This is a genomic window from Lysinibacillus sp. UBA5990 (assembly GCF_002429815.1).
GTDB classification, from domain to species: Bacteria; Bacillota; Bacilli; order Bacillales_A; family Planococcaceae; genus Lysinibacillus; species Lysinibacillus fusiformis.
In genome coordinates, this window is the sequence record NZ_DJAY01000011.1 from 336,967 (window position 1) to 352,759 (window position 15,793).

Here is a 15,793-nt window from a genome sequence, read left to right on the forward strand (position 1 = left end):
AACTTGCGCGTTATGAACGAATGAAATAAGTGAAGCTACCTTTTTGAGACACAGGTAACATGATTCTAATGAAAAGGAGGATTAATTGTTTCAAAAGGTATTGCTAGTTACTTGTTTGGCGTGTAAGGACAACCCTTACACCATTTCGAGGAGGATTTTCAATGAAACTAAAAAGTCGTATAGTTGCATTCCTATTAATTCTTGTGCTTTTGGTAGCTGGAATTAGTACGACTGTAAACGGCGTCTTAAAGGACATTAAGCTTGGTCTTGACTTACAAGGCGGGTTTGAGGTGCTTTACGAGGTAAATGAATTAAAAGAAGGACAAAAAATCACACCGGAAGTTGTTACAGCAACATCAACTGCGCTTGGTGAACGTGTAAATACTATGGGGGTTAGTGAACCGAGCATTCAGGTTGAGGACAAGAATCGTATTCGTGTTCAATTAGCAGGTGTTGAGGATCAGGAATCCGCACGTAAATTATTGTCTACGTCTGCAAATTTAACATTCCGCGATGTCGATGATAATTTATTATTGGATGGAGACGATTTAAAGGCAAATGGTGCTAAAGACTCCTTTGACCAACAAAATCGTCCAATTGTTTCTTTAACATTAAAAGATGCGAAAAAATTTGCTGATATAACAAGTAAAATTGCGGCGAAACCTGCAGGCCAAAATTTATTAGTTGTATGGTTAGACTTTGAAGAGGGTGTTGATTCCTATAAAGCAGAGTCGCAAAAAGCAAAACCACGATATGCATCTGCAGCAACGGTTAGTCAAACATTAAATACTACAGACGTTATGATAAGTGGTAATTTCTCTGTTGAAGAAACTAAAAATTTAGCAGATATTTTAAATGCTGGGGCACTACCTGTAAAGCTTGATGAAATTTATTCCACTTCTGTTGGTGCTCAGTTTGGTGATGCAGCACTGAAAAGTACTATTTTTGCGGGTATTGTCGGCGTAGTAATTATTTTCTTATTCATGTTATTTTACTATCGTTTACCAGGCTTTATTTCCATCATTACACTTGTTGTATTCACTTTCTTAGTCTTGGTTGTATTTGATTGGATTAATGCCGTATTAACGCTTCCAGGTATTGCTGCCATTGTGCTTGGTATAGGGATGGCTGTGGACGCCAACATTCTAGCAGCAGAACGTATTCGTGAAGAGCTTCGAGTAGGCTATTCTACTAAGCAAGCCTTCCAAATTGGGTCTAAACAATCTTTATCAGCCATTGTGGATGCACAATTGACAACTTTATTAGCTGCTGCAGTACTGTTTCAATGGGGAACAAGCTCTGTTAAAGGATTTGCTACAACATTAATTATTAGTATCCTACTGAGCTTCTTAACAGCAGTTTGGGGTTCTCGCGTCCTATTAGGGCTACTTGTTAATAGTGGTTATTTCAATAATCCAGCATGGTTTGGTATTGCAAAGTCCAAACAGCACAGTCTGGATGAAAATATTGGTACACTTGATTTATCAACGAAATTTGATCGTTTCGATTTTGTTCATAACCGTAAGAAATTTTATACATTCTCCTTAGCCATTTTAGTGGCTGGGTTAGTGGTTATAGGTATTTTCCGCCTAAATCTAGGTATTGATTTCTCAAGCGGTACTCGTGTCCAAATTGAATCTGATCAAACCTTAACAAAAGAAGAAGTATCCACGTATCTAGATAGCATCGACTTTTCATCAGAAGATATCATACTCTCTGGAGAGAAAAGTAATACAGCAGTTATTCGCTATAAAGATGACCTATCACAAGCAGAAATTTTAAAATTCAAAAAAGAAGCTGGCGAAAAATATGGCCATGAACCAGCTGTAAGTACCGTATCGCCAACAGTTGGTAAGGAACTTGTAAAGAATGCCATTAAGGCATTGTCTATTGCAGCACTTGGAATCATCATTTATGTAGCAATTCGCTTTGAATGGCGTATGGGTATTGGAGCAATTGTTTCATTATTGCATGATGTATTCTTAATTGTTGCTGTCTTTAGCTTCATGCGTTTAGAAGTAGATATTACGTTTATTGCGGCTGTGTTAACAATTGTTGGTTACTCCATCAATGATACGATTGTTACCTTTGACCGTATGCGTGAAAACTTAGATCGTTATGATACTATTAATGATCGAGAAGTATTGGCGAATATTGTAAATAAATCACTACGCCAAACAATGGGACGTTCTGTTAATACAGTCTTAACAGTTATTATTGTTGTTATTGCTTTATTAATTTTTGGTGCACCATCTATTCAAAACTTCTCGATCGCGTTATTGATTGGTTTAATTACAGGTATGTATTCTTCCATCTGTATCGCAGCTCAAATCTGGTATTCATTAAAAATTCGTGAAATGAAAAAATCAGATGGACAGCTACACAAGAAAGAGAAAAAACAATGGGGTACGGACGAACCTACTGTATAATTTAAATGGGCAGGGTAGAAAACAAATTGTTTTCTATACCCTGCTTTTATTATGCAAAAAAAAATCTGCTAGCTTTCTGAAAAGCAGCAGATTTTCTTTTTTTATATTTTAAATTGTTGAAGTAATGTTTGTAGTTGCTGAGCATGTTGACTTAACTCCTCAGCGACCGCGTTCACTTGCTGCATTGTTGCGACTTGTTCATCAACAGACTCTCCAATTATTTGTGAATTGCTGGCTGATTGATTTGATACGCTAGCTATTTCCGTGACAGAGGCAGCAACCTGTTCAGCACTGGCGGAAATTTCCTCGGATGTAGCAGAGATTTCTTCAATTTGCTCAGTAAATGCAGTCACGGATGATGTGATAGAGTAGAAAGCATCTCCTGCCTCATGAATTTTGTTTACGCCGTCTTTGACAGAAGCTAGACCATTATCGACGGCAGCTGCAACATTGCGTGTATCTGTCAGAATTTCTTTTGTAATGGCAACTATTTGATTGGCAGATTGATTAGATTCCTCGGCAAGTTTACGTACTTCATCAGCTACTACCGCAAAGCCCTTACCGTGTTCCCCAGCTCTTGCCGCTTCAATTGCCGCATTTAATGCCAGTAAATTTGTTTGCTCTGAAATGGCCGTGATGACGGCTGTAATTTGTCCAATTTCTTCTGATTGTTTACTTAATTTTTCGGTTAATGTAGCAATTTCAGAGGTAGCCACAGAAATGATAGACATTTGTTCTTTCGCTGTGGAAATGGTTGTTCCTCCTGTTTGTGCGAGCTGAGTCATACTTTCTGCATTGGAATGAAGGCTTTGTGTCGCTTCTGCAATGCGTTGGACACCGGCTGCTGTTTCATCCATTGCTACGGCACTTTGCTGTGAAGCACTGGCGGATGAAACGATATGTGTTGAGTTTTCTTGAATTCGTTGTGCAATATCATCAGAAGTTGCCGTCACTTCCTCCGTGCTAGCAGACAACTCTTCAGAGACAGCTGATAGGTGGGAGGCACTATCTTGGATGTTTGACATTAATCCAGTTAGATTGTGCTTTAACGTATTGACGGCCACAGCTAGTGTACCAATTTCATCTTTGGATTGGTGAGTCAGCTCATCAATCGTTAAATCTCCTTTTGCTAATGTATCAGCCGCATCAATAGCCTGACGCAATGGCTGAACAATCGAATTTTTAACAAAATACATAAAGTATACGCCAATAACGATACTAGCTAATAGTAGCGTGATGGAAATAATAATTGCTCTTGCAACCGTTTGATTAACTTCAGCATCAACCTTTTGAAGCTGTTCATTATGATACTCTAACATTTCCTTCGTCAATTGGAAGATTTCTTTATTATCTTTTGTCACATCATTATTTATGTAAGAGAGTGCTAAATCTACATTCCCATTATGGAAGGCTTGGACCGCCTCTTCGGAATGAGTAAGTAAATCTTTTTGTAGTGCTGTGATCTGCTGCGTGATATTTTTGGTGTAATCAGAACGAACAAGCATTGAAAGTTCATTCACCGATTCTGGTAAAAGCTTTTCATAGCGCTCTAAATTAGCTTTAGCTGTTTCATCCTTTTGATTTAAAATATAGGAACGTAAAAATAAACCTTGTGATGAGAGTTCTTGCTGAATTTTCACTGTTAATTGCATTTGAACAATACGATGTTGCAGCACTTCTTCTAGATCATTTTGCGTAGCTTTAAATTGAAGAAAGCTTACAATGCTTGAAATGAAGAGTAAACATGTTAATGAAATGAAGCCCAGATTTAGTTTTTTACGAACGGACATAGACGTTCCTACCTTCTTTTGTTATATGGAAAAAATAAATGTTCTGAAATTACTATAACTTGATATTTTTACAAGGTCAATACTCAGAAAATTTTCAACTGCAGGAGTAGTATTTCCCTTTTTAAGGGGTTTTTAAGGGTTTATATACCTATATAAAAAACTTCTGAAATCCATGTAAACCACTTGATGCTTTAAAATTGATTGACAATTATATTTGTTTGGCATAGAATTAAGGCTAACTTTTTGTTCGGTCAAGGTAGAAGGCTACGGGAGCGTGGTCAGCCTAAGAACAGATGAGCTGAGTTTAGATGAGAATAGCTGAGAAATTGTTGAATAAGAGTAGTAGCATAAGTGTGCAATTTAGAGAGTCAGTGGCTGGTGAGAACTGATTTGTAGCTTATGTGAATGGGCTTATGAGAGTCGCCTTTAAAAAGCGAACGTGAATCCCCACGTTATAGGGAATGCTTGAACGATATATGGGACCTAGCTATCGAAATTATTAGCTATGAACCGTAGCAGGTGCAGGCATTAAAGTGAGAGCAAAATGCTCTAATATGAGGTGGCAACGCGGTCATGATCGTCCTCTGCAATTAGGAATAATCCTTTTTGCAGGGGATTTTTTTATTTTCATTCAACAGTGCAGTTTTTCTTTACTCGTCTAGACATTAGCTCAAGGAATCTTTGAAAAAGGAGATTGAAAGCTATGCAAACAACGAGTTCAAGAACAAAAATGAAAACCATCAATGGCGATTCTTTAACACCGATTTTAATTTTTAGACGTTTACAAGGTAAGTATAAATTTTTGCTGGAAAGTTCAGCCCAGCATGAGGGAGCAGGAAGGTTTTCATTTATTGGTGCGAATCCAAGAAAAACATATAAAGGTGTGGGGCAAGAAATTCAGGAGTATTCCTATCAAACAGGAAAAACCTATGTCCATAAAGGTGAGCTCTTTGCTCTACTGAAAAGACTCATGCCACGCATTTCCAATACGACTGAATTTCCGTTCTCTGGAGGTGCCGTTGGTTATATAGGTCATGGAGGAACATCGATGCTGCAAACCGATGCAAAGAATCTCCCAGATATTCATTTTCATGTATATGAAACAGTCATTATTTTTGACCATGTAACAGATGAAGTGACGTTGATTCATACAAATATAAATGTGGAAAAACAAGAGCCTGACTTGGAGGATTTAGCCCAACAGTTGTTACAGGGGCATCCAAGTGAAGAAGCGACTTACATGTTTCAAACGCTTGATACTTCTACACAGGATCAATTTTCAAATGCTCTACAGAACATTCAACGTAATTTAAACGGGGAAATGACAAGAGCCATATTACCGAAGCGCTATTTGGCAAAGTTTCAGGGAGACACTTTTTCGTTATATAGACAGCTCCGAAAAAAAAAGCCGGATGCCTATATGTATTATGTAGAATTTGAAGATTATGTAGTTTTAGGTACTTCTCCTGAAAGTCTAATACGAGTAAAAGGAGAACAAGTGATTGCAACCCCGACAGAGGGAACATACCCAAGGGGAGGAACGAAAAGTGACGACTTAGAAAATGAACGCAAACTATACAATCATCTAGAGATTAGAAAATCACATGCCGTCCTTGTGAGCGCAGTGCAACAAGAGTTACAGTCTGTTTGTTTTCGGGATTCCGTCCAGGTAATCGATGCTATGCGCATTGTGAAATCGAAGCAAGCCTTACACATGACTTCTAGCATAGAGGGACAGCTTTTGCCGATGCTTCATGCCCTTGATGTATTAGCAGCAATGCTACCACCATATGCAACTACAGGGATAGCTAAGGAACAGGCAACCCATTATTTTGAAAAATGGCATCAACCTGCGAGTATTTTTGGCGGAGCTCTCGGCTTTATTGGTTTTAATGGGCATTTGGATTTTGCTTTAACAGGGCAATCCATTGTGGTGAAACAGGCAATAATGCATATGCAATCGACCATTGAGGTTACAAAATATACGGACATATTAAGCGTTTTACAACAGGTGGAAGAGGAAGAACGAGCGTATTTACAGTTATTGGATAATAATGGAGGGCAAAACGAATGAAATATTTACAGCAGAAAGTGTTGCAAGGGGAGCATTTGATGTATGAAGAAATGCTGGAGGTGGCGCAATGGATATTTCAGGATGACACCCCTAAAGCTGAAATCGCAAGCTTTTTAACAGCCCTATCTATAAAGGGGGAAACTGCTCATGAAGTAGCGGCATTAGCAACAATCATGCGGTCATTTGCCCGTCATGTCCCTGTAAAAGAAGGGAGTTATATGGATAATTGCGGCACTGGTGGTGATGGTCTTCATACATTTAATATCAGCACTGCCTCTGCATTCGTGCTAGCAGGAGCTGGTGTTAAAATCGCCAAGCATGGAAATCGTAAAATTTCGTCTTCCTCTGGCAGCTCAGACGTTTTAGAGGCATTAGGTATTCATACAGATATGACAATTCCACAAACTGTAGATCTTTTGGAGAAAGAAGGAGTTGCTTTTTTATATGCACCGAATGTCCATCCTAAACTAAGGAGGATTGGGGAGGTGCGACGTTCACTAGGTCGACCAACCATCTTTAATCTAGTTGGTCCTTTAACAAATCCTGTAACCCTTTCAACACAATTTACAGGCATTAATCGTCCCCATTTTGTCATGGAATATGCTTCTGTACTTCAAATGCTAGGACGGGAACGTGCCATTGTAGTATCAGGTCCTCAAGGGCTAGATGAGGCTTCCTTAGCAGGGCAAAATACATTGGTTTTACTAGATAAAGGAGATTTGATTCCATTCTCATTGACCGCAGAGGATGTCGGTCTTCGCTCGGCACCATTAGAGGCCATTCGCGGTGGCAATGCTGATGAAAATGCGGTAATTATGAAAAATTTATTGGCTGGGGAGCAGAGTGCCTACTTAGATACGGTATTGTTAAATGTCGGAATTGGATTATTCGGTCATGGTCAGGCAGAAACGATTAAAGAGGGTGTGGCTATGGCGAAATACAGTATTAGTAGTGGGCGAGCCCTACAAAAATTAGCAACGGTTGTAGCTTATAGGGAGCAATTAAAAGGAGTGGAGGTTGGACAATGAATATTCTTCAAAAAATACTTCAGCAAAAGAGAATAGAGGTAGGAGCATTATTAGAGCAGCCTGATCCTTTAGCAAATTTTACAGATCAGCAACGCCCTTCGTTATTCCAATCATTACGGCAAGCAAACACATTGCAGGTGATTGCAGAAATGAAACGTGCTTCGCCTTCCAAAGGGTTAATTGCTGGTGGGGCAGATCCAGTTGCCCAAGCAAAAGTTTATGCTCAGGCAGGAGCAGCAGCTATTTCTGTATTAACGGACAAGGAATTTTTTAAAGGTTCCTTTGAAGATTTAGCTACAGTTGCTCGTGCTGTGGATACGCCACTTCTTTGTAAAGATTTTATGGTGGATCGAGTGCAAATTCGATTTGCGAAGGCAGCAGGCGCATCAATAATTTTATTGATCGTAGCAGCATTAACGGATGAAGCTTTACGTGATTTATATAGGTATGCAACGAGCTTAGGCTTAGAGGTTTTAGTGGAAGTGCATGATAGTGAGGAGCTCGAACGTGCCCTTGCAGTCGATGCGAAATTGATTGGCGTTAATAATCGAGATTTACGTACTTTTGAAGTCAATTTACAGCGAACAAAGGAAATTGCAGAAGCCTTTCCGTTTGATGAGGAACATCTATTAATTAGTGAAAGTGGTATTTGGTCGCAGGACGATGCGAAACAAGTGGCGGCTATGGGTGCTAGTGGCGTTCTGGTTGGAGAAGCATTAATGCGGAGCGGAGATGCAGGGCAAGCACTCAGACGTTTACAAGTTCAAACCGAGGAGACTTCCGTATGACAAAAGTTAAAATTTGTGGATTACAAGAATTAGAACATATCCAAACAGCAATTCATGCTGGTGCAGATGCTATGGGCTTTGTTTTTGCACCAAGTAAACGCCGTGTATCCATTGAACAAGCACAGCTGTTAGCAAAGCAAGTGCCACAAGGTATTTTGAAAATTGGTGTCTTTGTCAATCCAACTCCTGCTGAATTACAGGAAGCGGTTGAGCGAGTGCCTTTAGATTATGTGCAATATCACGGAGAGGAAACAGCAGCCTTTATTGCAGAACAAGGTTATCCGGCTATAAAAGCATTATCTATACGGACAAAAGAGGATGTGCAAGCCGCTGCTAATTATCAGGTGGACTATTATTTATTCGATGCCCCTGGGACTGATTTTAAAGGTGGAAGTGGTCAAACTTTTGACTGGACTTTACTCGATGAAGTGGGAATTCCACGGGAAAGATTAATACTAGCTGGTGGATTGAAGGCGGAGAATATTGAAGGAGCCATTACAGATGTAGACCCTCACATGGTGGATGTATCCAGTGGTGTAGAAACAGAAGGCATAAAGGATCATAAAAAAATACGGACATTTTTACAAATGGCAAAGAGGGGGCATAGATAATGACAATTTCGATAGCCAATAGTGTACCAACAAAGGAAGGGCGTTTCGGTCAATTTGGCGGGCGGTTTGTACCTGAAACATTAATGACGGCCTTGCTAGAATTAGAGACTGCCTACGAGGAAGCAATAAAAGATGCAGCATTTACAGAGGAGCTATCTTATTATTTAAAGGACTATGTTGGACGTGAAACCCCGCTTTATTTCGCAGAAAATTTAACAAGGAAGCTTGGTGGAGCGAAAATCTATTTAAAGCGTGAAGACTTAAATCATACAGGTGCTCATAAAATCAATAACGCGATCGGCCAGGCACTTCTTGCTAAACGGATGGGAAAAAAGAAAATTGTTGCGGAGACAGGAGCTGGGCAACATGGTGTAGCAACGGCTACCGCATGTGCCTTATTAAATCTTGAATGTGTTGTTTTTATGGGCGCAGAAGATATTAAACGTCAGCAGTTAAATGTTTTCCGTATGGAACTACTTGGCACGAAGGTTCAGTCGGTGGAAAGTGGATCAAAAACTTTAAAGGATGCTGTAAATGCTGCTTTGCGTTATTGGGTGACAAATGTGGATGATACGCATTATATTTTAGGCTCTGCGTTAGGCCCACATCCATTTCCAAAAATTGTCCGGGACTTTCAGCGTATTATCGGGGTAGAAACAAGGACACAAATTCTGCAAAAGGAAGGTCGTTTACCAGATGCAGTTGTAGCTTGTATTGGTGGCGGTAGTAATGCAATTGGTATGTTTCATCCATTCGTTGACGATGAATCAGTTGCCTTATACGGTGTAGAGGCAGCAGGAAGTGGTCTAGAAACTGGGCGGCATGCTGCAGCCATTGCAGGTGGACAATTGGGTGTATTACATGGCGCTTACATGTATTTACTACAAGATGAAAATGGTTTTGTTCAAGAAGCGCACTCTATTTCAGCGGGGTTAGACTATCCAGGGAAAGGGCCGGAACATTGTTATTTACATGAAATTGGTCGAGCACAATTTGACTCTATCACAGATGCTGAAGCATTAGAAGGCTTACAATTATTAAGTCGAACAGAGGGTATACTTCCCGCACTTGAAAGTTCCCACGCTATTGCTTATACAGCAAAGCTTGCTAAAACTATGCCGAGTGACAGCATGATTGTGGTGTGCTTATCTGGCCGAGGGGATAAAGATGTACACACAGTTCGTGCGGCACTAGGAGGGGATCTGAAATGACGACTTTACAACAGGCGATTGACCAGACTAAGCTTGCAGGACATAAGGCTTTTATTCCGTATATGATGGCAGGCGATGGAGGATTAGAAACAATCAAGCCAACGATCTTAAAACTACAGCAGCTTGGTGTAACAGCTGTTGAAGTAGGTATTCCCTTTACAGACCCAGTTGCAGATGGCCCAACAATTGAACGGGCTGGAGAACGGGCATTGGCAGCTGGCGTAACGTTGAGGAAAGTATTACAAACTCTCGCTTCATTTAGAGAGGAAATAACTGTCCCTTTAGTCATAATGACTTATTTTAATCCAGTATTAGCATATGGCTTGGAGGCTTTTGCTCAAGCTTGTGTAGCTGGAGGAGTCAAAGGAATTATCGTACCCGATGTGCCATTAGAGGAAAGCGGGATTTTACGAGAGGCCTTAAATCCACATAGCATTGATGTCGTCCAGCTTGTATCATTAACAAGTCCTCCTGAACGCATTGCTCGAATTGCTGCTGCAAGCCAAGGATTTGTTTATGCAGTGACTGTAAATGGGATTACAGGAGAACGGTCTAATTTTGCTACTAATTTAGAACAGCATTTTGCACGCTTGCGTCAGGTAAGTCCAATCCCCGTACTAGCCGGATTTGGCATTTCAACGCCTGAGCAAGTAAATAGTATGGGAATGTTGGGAGATGGGGTCATCGTTGGAAGTGCCGTTGTAACGGCTTTACATGAAGGCAGGATGGCAACAGTAGAAGCATTAATAGCCGCTTCAAAAGGCATGTATGAAAAGTCTACTCTTTACTAGAGTAGACTTTTTTTCTGTGTGGTGGATAGAGTGATGGATAGTGTAGGGAAAGTGGCGGCATGCCGTAACTGGCGGATAGCCTTACTTGGATAAAACTATCAATCTTACGGATAGTGCGTATCGTGTAGAATTTCGGTATAATAGCTTTCGTAAGGAAGTGAGAAGATGATTCTATCGAAAAAAAGATGGCAAGTGGAGCGCCCAGACGTAAAACTTGTACAAGCATTACAAAATGACTTACAACTTTCTGCGATTGCAGCAAAAATTTTAGCAGCAAGAGGCTGTGAAACAACAGCTGATGCAGAAAGCTTATTAAATATGACAGAAGCGAATGTTCATGACCCTTTTCTCATGCACGGTATGGCGGAAGCGGTGGCACGAATTGAGCAAGCTCTTGATAATGGAGAAAAAATTTTAGTCTATGGCGATTATGATGCCGATGGTGTGACAAGTACGACGGTTATGCTAAATGTTCTATTGGATCTTGGTGCTGATGTATCTTTTAAAATACCGAACCGTTTTATTCATGGTTATGGGCCAAACGAGGCTCTTTTCCGGGAAGCGTATAATGAGGGTGTGCAGTTAATTATCACTGTGGATAATGGGATTTCGGGGATCGAACCTATTCGTGTAGCGAAGGAGCTTGGTCTGGATGTCATTGTGACCGATCACCATGAAGCTGGGGAGGAATTACCACCAGCAGATATCATTTTACACCCACGTTTACCTGAAGGGCATTATCCTTTTGGAGAACTTGCTGGTGTAGGTGTAGCTTTTAAACTTGCACATGCTCTATACGGAGAACTACCAACTCATTTATTAGAATATGTTGCGATTGGCACGGTGGCTGATTTAGTGCCATTAGTGGATGAAAATCGTTATCTCGTTAAACGAGGCATAGAGGAAATGCGTTGTTGTCTTAGCCCGTGGGTACAAGCCATGTGTGATATTGCAAGTACAGAGCAAGCAAAAATTAATGAGGAAACGATTGGCTTTTATTTTGGTCCACGCTTTAATGCAGTGGGTCGACTCGGTGACGCATCGCCAGGTGTCGAATTATTAATGGCAGAGGATAGTGCAAAGGCAACAGCCTTGGCCAAACAGCTAAATGCCTGCAATACCGAGCGTAAGGATATTGTCAAAAGTATAACGGATGAAGCCATTGCCCTAATTGAAGCAGAGAAGAAAATTAGCGATTCTTTAGTCCTTGTTGTAGCAGGAGAAGGCTGGAATGCAGGGGTTGTAGGAATCGTTGCATCACGTCTTGTTGAACAATATTATCGACCGACGATAGTCCTTTCACTTGACCCTGATAAAGGCACAGCAAAAGGCTCTGCACGAAGTATTGAAGGCTTCCATTTATATAATGAATTGGCCAAAAACCGTGATATTTTACCTCATTTTGGGGGGCATCCGATGGCAGCGGGGATGACTTTATCAATTGAGCATGTGGATGAACTACGGTCACGCTTGGATACACAGGCAAGAGCATGTTTAACAGAAGAGCAGTTAACACCAGTGGTACACATTGATATTCCTCTAAGCATTGATGAAATTTCAGCAGATGCTATTGAAGAAATATCAACTCTTGGACCGTTTGGCACGGATTTTCCGAAGCCAGTTTATGTGCTTGAAGATGTTGAAATATCCTCCATGCGAAAAATTGGGGCTGCTGAGAATCATATAAAAATGGAACTAACGAATGGCTATGACAAATTAGATAGTGTCGGTTTCCATAAGGGCCATTTACATGATGAATTAACCTATGGCATAAAAGTGTCCTTTATTGGTGATTTGCAAATTAACGAGTGGCAGGGTCGTAAAAAAGCTCAATTTATGATTGAAGATGTTCAAACCACTGAATGGCAGCTTTTTGATATTCGGGGTATTCGTCAAACGGCTCGCTGGCTCAATACAGTGCCAAAGGAAGAGGCGACATTTATAGCCTTTCGTCCAGCAACATTGACCTATTATCAATCGTTAATTGATGTTCCTATAACAGTAGTTGATCCTACTTTTTCAAACATTGGACAAAGGGAATATATTGTCCTTTTAGATTTGCCTGAAAATATTCAAAGGCTAGAAGAGGTTTTACAGAAGACGGCCCCTTCACGCATTTATGCGCACTTTTATATGCCCGATTCACAATACTTTAATGTTTTACCTACCCGTGAGCAATTTGCATGGTATTATAAATTCTTGAAAAATCGACCAGCATTTCCACTTGATATGCATGTAGCAGACTTAGCTAAGCATACTGGATGGCCATTAGAAACAATAAAATTTATGACACAGGTGTTTTTTGAGCTTGATTTTGTTAAAATGGAGAGTGGACTGACGACTGTCAACGTGGATGCCCCAAAACAAGCATTGACCGAGGCACCGTCGTACAAACAACGTTCAGAACAGATTGAAATGGAGCAAATGCTTGTCTATGCTCCTTATATAGAATTAAAACAATGGTTTGATGAACGAATACATGACTAGACGAAAACGTTTCGTAGGAGGAGCAATCTAATGGATTTAAAGCAATACGTTACAACGGTTGAAAACTGGCCGAAAGAGGGTATTTCATTCAGAGATATTACTACAATTATGGATCATGGACCAGCATACAAATATGCGACAGATCAAATTGTAGAATATGCAAAAGAACTAGGCGCAGAAATTGTAGTGGGTCCTGAAGCACGTGGTTTTATTATTGGATGCCCAGTTGCCTATGCCCTTGAAATCGGCTTTGCGCCTGTTCGCAAACCGGGTAAATTACCACGCGAGGTTATAAGTGCAGACTATGGTCTTGAATATGGCAAAGATACATTAACAATGCATAATGATGCGATTAAGCCTGGTCAAAAGGTACTAATCTGTGATGATTTACTAGCAACTGGCGGTACAGTAGAAGCCACTGTTCGTCTAGTGGAACAATTAGGTGGTCAAGTAGTTGGTTGTGCCTTCTTAATTGAACTTTTAGAATTAAATGGTCGTGACAAGCTTGGCGACTTAAATATTAAAACTCTTATTCAATATTAAGAGCATTGAAAAAAGCGCCATTACAATGGGCGCTTTTTTTATTGTTCTTCGTAGGACAGAATGATCTTTTGCATTGTTCGCAAAGTATCGTAGAAATCAGCATATTTTTCGACACCAATATCATCAATTATTTTATCTTGAATCGTTTGCCAAATGGGTGCAGCCTCATGCAGCTTGTCTAATCCTTTTTCAGTGAGCATAATATTTTTAGTGCGAGCGTCATGTGGATCACGCTTTAACTCGACGTAGCCATATTGCTTTAATAGATTGATATTACGTGTCACGGTGGTTTGATCGAGCAATAAAATTTCACCTAAACGACTAATGGAAACAGCTTGTTGAAGGTCGATGTGTGCCAGCATAGAATATTGAGTCACTTTTAAACCAGTAGGCTGAAGTAATTTATCATATAACTGCGTCACGACCCTTGTTTTTTTTCGAAGGTTCGCACAAACACATATTTGTGTGTAATCGATAGTATTCTGTTGATTTTTCATGGTCAGTACTCCTTTAAGGGGATTCTACTAATTTTAAGTATACACCTAAGAGCTAAAAAATACTTATTGACAGCTATCTAATGGAATGGTTACTATCATTATACATGTATATACATATAAATGAACGAATATACTCTAAAGCATGTATATACATGTTTTTAGAGTGATTCTGACAAGAAAAGTAGGTGGAATAATGAAGCGGATTCATTACAGTTGGTTTATTTTAGTGGTCACGTTTTTCTCCATTATTGTTGCTGGAATTACGATGTCATCATCTGGTGTGTTTATTGATCCTTTAGAAAGGGAATTTCAATGGGATCGGTCGACGATTGCGCTAGCATTTGCTGTCAGCTTATTTTTATATGGCATCTCTGGACCATTCATGGCAGCTTTGCTTGAAGTGATAGGTTTAAAAAGGATGATGATAAGTGCTATGTCTACATTAGTGCTAGGCATGTCTTTAACATTTTTCATGAATCAATCATGGCAATTAATCATTATTTGGGGTGGGATCATTGGTCTGGGCGCAAGCCTCTTTTTAACGGTGCTCAGCCCTTATGTAGCCAATCATTGGTTTGTCAAAAGAAGAGGGTTGGCAGTAGGGATTTTAACGGCTAGTACAGCCACGGGTCAGCTTATTTTATTGCCAGTGCTTGCTATTATCATTGACCACTATTCATGGAGATGGGCAATCGGCTTTATTCTACTTTTGAGTATAGTGATGTTAATCATGATTGCTATTTTTATCAAAAACAAACCGCAGGATTTGGGCTTAACACCTTATGGACAGGATGAGATATTTGAAAATCCCCATGTGCAGCTCAAGAAAAATCCAATTAGTATGGCCTTCAATGGCTTATTAGAAGCGGTTAAAGTCAAAACTTTTTGGCTGTTAGCAGGGAGCTTTTTCATTTGCGGTCTTTCAACGAGTGGTTTAATCGGTACTCATTTTGTCTCTTATTGCATTAGCTTTGGTATTCCATTAGTAACCGCTGCATCGCTCCTTTCTTTTATGGGTGTGTTTAATTTACTAGGTACTACTGCATCTGGTTGGCTATCAGATCGCTTTGATAATCGTTGGTTATTATTTTGGTATTATCTGTTAAGAGGAGCTTCACTCCTATTACTCCCATATGCTTTGGCACAGGGCTCCTTTGTTTTATTAACTATTTTTACTATCTTTTATGGAATTGATTGGATTGCAACAGTGCCACCTACGATTAGTATTGCCCGACAAACTTTTGGCGTACAAAAGAGTAGTATTATTTACGGATGGATTTTTGCCTCTCATCAAGCGGGAGCGGCAGTCGCTGCATATGGTGGTGGGTTGATTTATAAATTTTTCAATTCCTATACATGGGCTTTTTTTCTTGCAGGGGCTTTTTGCGCATTGGCGAGCCTATTCGTTATCATAGTCAAAAAACAAACTTCTCAGCAAGCACAAACGAACTAAACATGAAAAGTTGAACCTCCGTATGATAGGTTCAACTTTTTTTTGACAAAAATCAAACAAAAGTTTATAATGTAAACAAATATAATAAAAG

The 15,793-nt window shown here is 39.9% G+C and carries 12 protein-coding genes and 1 other annotated feature; of the genes, 10 read left to right on the plus strand and 2 right to left on the minus strand.

Going from position 1 to position 15,793, the window contains the following annotated elements:
• The first annotated feature begins 161 nt into the window (after window positions 1-161).
• Window positions 162-2,429 (plus strand): protein translocase subunit SecDF, encoded by a 2,268-nt coding sequence (gene secDF, locus B3D94_RS09130; protein ID WP_069482138.1) that lies wholly within the window; start codon window positions 162-164, stop codon window positions 2,427-2,429.
• Between the two features lie 101 nt (window positions 2,430-2,530).
• Here the strand turns inward: secDF and B3D94_RS09135 are convergent, their stop codons facing one another.
• On the minus strand, window positions 2,531-4,219 hold the full coding sequence (locus B3D94_RS09135; protein ID WP_291756877.1) for a methyl-accepting chemotaxis protein: 1,689 nt from the start codon (window positions 4,217-4,219) through the stop codon (window positions 2,531-2,533).
• A gap of 320 nt (window positions 4,220-4,539) precedes the next feature.
• Window positions 4,540-4,807, plus strand: a binding site (T-box leader).
• A gap of 115 nt (window positions 4,808-4,922) precedes the next feature.
• Between B3D94_RS09135 and B3D94_RS09140 the strand changes: the two genes are divergently transcribed.
• From B3D94_RS09140 to B3D94_RS09175, 8 genes are all read left to right on the plus strand, one after another.
• Window positions 4,923-6,293, plus strand: a complete 1,371-nt coding sequence (locus tag B3D94_RS09140) for a chorismate-binding protein (protein ID WP_291756881.1) — start codon at window positions 4,923-4,925, stop codon at window positions 6,291-6,293.
• Entirely contained in the window at window positions 6,290-7,321 is a 1,032-nt protein-coding gene (trpD, locus tag B3D94_RS09145; protein WP_291756884.1) for an anthranilate phosphoribosyltransferase, read from the plus strand. The genes B3D94_RS09140 and trpD overlap by 4 nt, the downstream gene beginning before the upstream one ends.
• On the plus strand, window positions 7,318-8,109 hold the full coding sequence (trpC, locus tag B3D94_RS09150; RefSeq protein WP_069482128.1) for an indole-3-glycerol phosphate synthase TrpC: 792 nt from the start codon (window positions 7,318-7,320) through the stop codon (window positions 8,107-8,109). The genes trpD and trpC overlap by 4 nt, the downstream gene beginning before the upstream one ends.
• Window positions 8,106-8,720 (plus strand): phosphoribosylanthranilate isomerase, encoded by a 615-nt coding sequence (locus tag B3D94_RS09155; protein ID WP_291756888.1) that lies wholly within the window; start codon window positions 8,106-8,108, stop codon window positions 8,718-8,720. The genes trpC and B3D94_RS09155 overlap by 4 nt, the downstream gene beginning before the upstream one ends.
• Complete coding sequence (gene trpB / locus B3D94_RS09160) at window positions 8,720-9,931, plus strand: tryptophan synthase subunit beta (RefSeq protein WP_193832673.1); 1,212 nt, start codon at window positions 8,720-8,722, stop codon at window positions 9,929-9,931. The genes B3D94_RS09155 and trpB overlap by 1 nt, the downstream gene beginning before the upstream one ends.
• Window positions 9,928-10,722, plus strand: coding sequence for a tryptophan synthase subunit alpha (trpA, locus tag B3D94_RS09165; RefSeq protein ID WP_291756894.1), 795 nt, complete (start codon window positions 9,928-9,930; stop codon window positions 10,720-10,722). Before trpB ends, trpA begins: the two co-directional genes overlap by 4 nt.
• A gap of 165 nt (window positions 10,723-10,887) precedes the next feature.
• A complete protein-coding gene (gene recJ, locus B3D94_RS09170) occupies window positions 10,888-13,209 on the plus strand; it encodes a single-stranded-DNA-specific exonuclease RecJ (protein ID WP_291756897.1) in 2,322 nt (773 codons plus the stop codon).
• 30 nt (window positions 13,210-13,239) lie between these two features.
• On the plus strand, window positions 13,240-13,752 hold the full coding sequence (locus B3D94_RS09175) for an adenine phosphoribosyltransferase (RefSeq protein WP_069482123.1): 513 nt from the start codon (window positions 13,240-13,242) through the stop codon (window positions 13,750-13,752).
• A 38-nt stretch (window positions 13,753-13,790) separates the two neighbouring features.
• Here the strand turns inward: B3D94_RS09175 and B3D94_RS09180 are convergent, their stop codons facing one another.
• Window positions 13,791-14,249: a MarR family winged helix-turn-helix transcriptional regulator gene (locus B3D94_RS09180; protein ID WP_069482122.1), complete on the minus strand. Its 459-nt coding sequence runs from the start codon at window positions 14,247-14,249 to the stop codon at window positions 13,791-13,793.
• A 193-nt stretch (window positions 14,250-14,442) separates the two neighbouring features.
• On the opposite strand from B3D94_RS09180, the gene B3D94_RS09185 reads away from it, so the two are divergent.
• A complete protein-coding gene (locus tag B3D94_RS09185) occupies window positions 14,443-15,702 on the plus strand; it encodes an MFS transporter (RefSeq protein WP_291756902.1) in 1,260 nt (419 codons plus the stop codon).
• Window positions 15,703-15,793 lie beyond the last annotated feature (91 nt).

Excerpts from the sequence above, each read along its gene's own strand:
- secDF (WP_069482138.1), top strand. The coding sequence starts at position 162 with ATGAAACTAAAAAGTCGTATAGTTGCATTCCTATTAATTCTTGTGCTT.
- B3D94_RS09135 (WP_291756877.1), bottom strand. The coding sequence starts at position 4,219 with ATGTCCGTTCGTAAAAAACTAAATCTGGGCTTCATTTCATTAACATGT.
- B3D94_RS09140 (WP_291756881.1), top strand. The coding sequence starts at position 4,923 with ATGCAAACAACGAGTTCAAGAACAAAAATGAAAACCATCAATGGCGAT.
- trpD (WP_291756884.1), top strand. The coding sequence starts at position 6,290 with ATGAAATATTTACAGCAGAAAGTGTTGCAAGGGGAGCATTTGATGTAT.
- trpC (WP_069482128.1), top strand. The coding sequence starts at position 7,318 with ATGAATATTCTTCAAAAAATACTTCAGCAAAAGAGAATAGAGGTAGGA.
- B3D94_RS09155 (WP_291756888.1), top strand. The coding sequence starts at position 8,106 with ATGACAAAAGTTAAAATTTGTGGATTACAAGAATTAGAACATATCCAA.
- trpB (WP_193832673.1), top strand. The coding sequence starts at position 8,720 with ATGACAATTTCGATAGCCAATAGTGTACCAACAAAGGAAGGGCGTTTC.
- trpA (WP_291756894.1), top strand. The coding sequence starts at position 9,928 with ATGACGACTTTACAACAGGCGATTGACCAGACTAAGCTTGCAGGACAT.
- recJ (WP_291756897.1), top strand. The coding sequence starts at position 10,888 with ATGATTCTATCGAAAAAAAGATGGCAAGTGGAGCGCCCAGACGTAAAA.
- B3D94_RS09175 (WP_069482123.1), top strand. The coding sequence starts at position 13,240 with ATGGATTTAAAGCAATACGTTACAACGGTTGAAAACTGGCCGAAAGAG.
- B3D94_RS09180 (WP_069482122.1), bottom strand. The coding sequence starts at position 14,249 with ATGAAAAATCAACAGAATACTATCGATTACACACAAATATGTGTTTGT.
- B3D94_RS09185 (WP_291756902.1), top strand. The coding sequence starts at position 14,443 with ATGAAGCGGATTCATTACAGTTGGTTTATTTTAGTGGTCACGTTTTTC.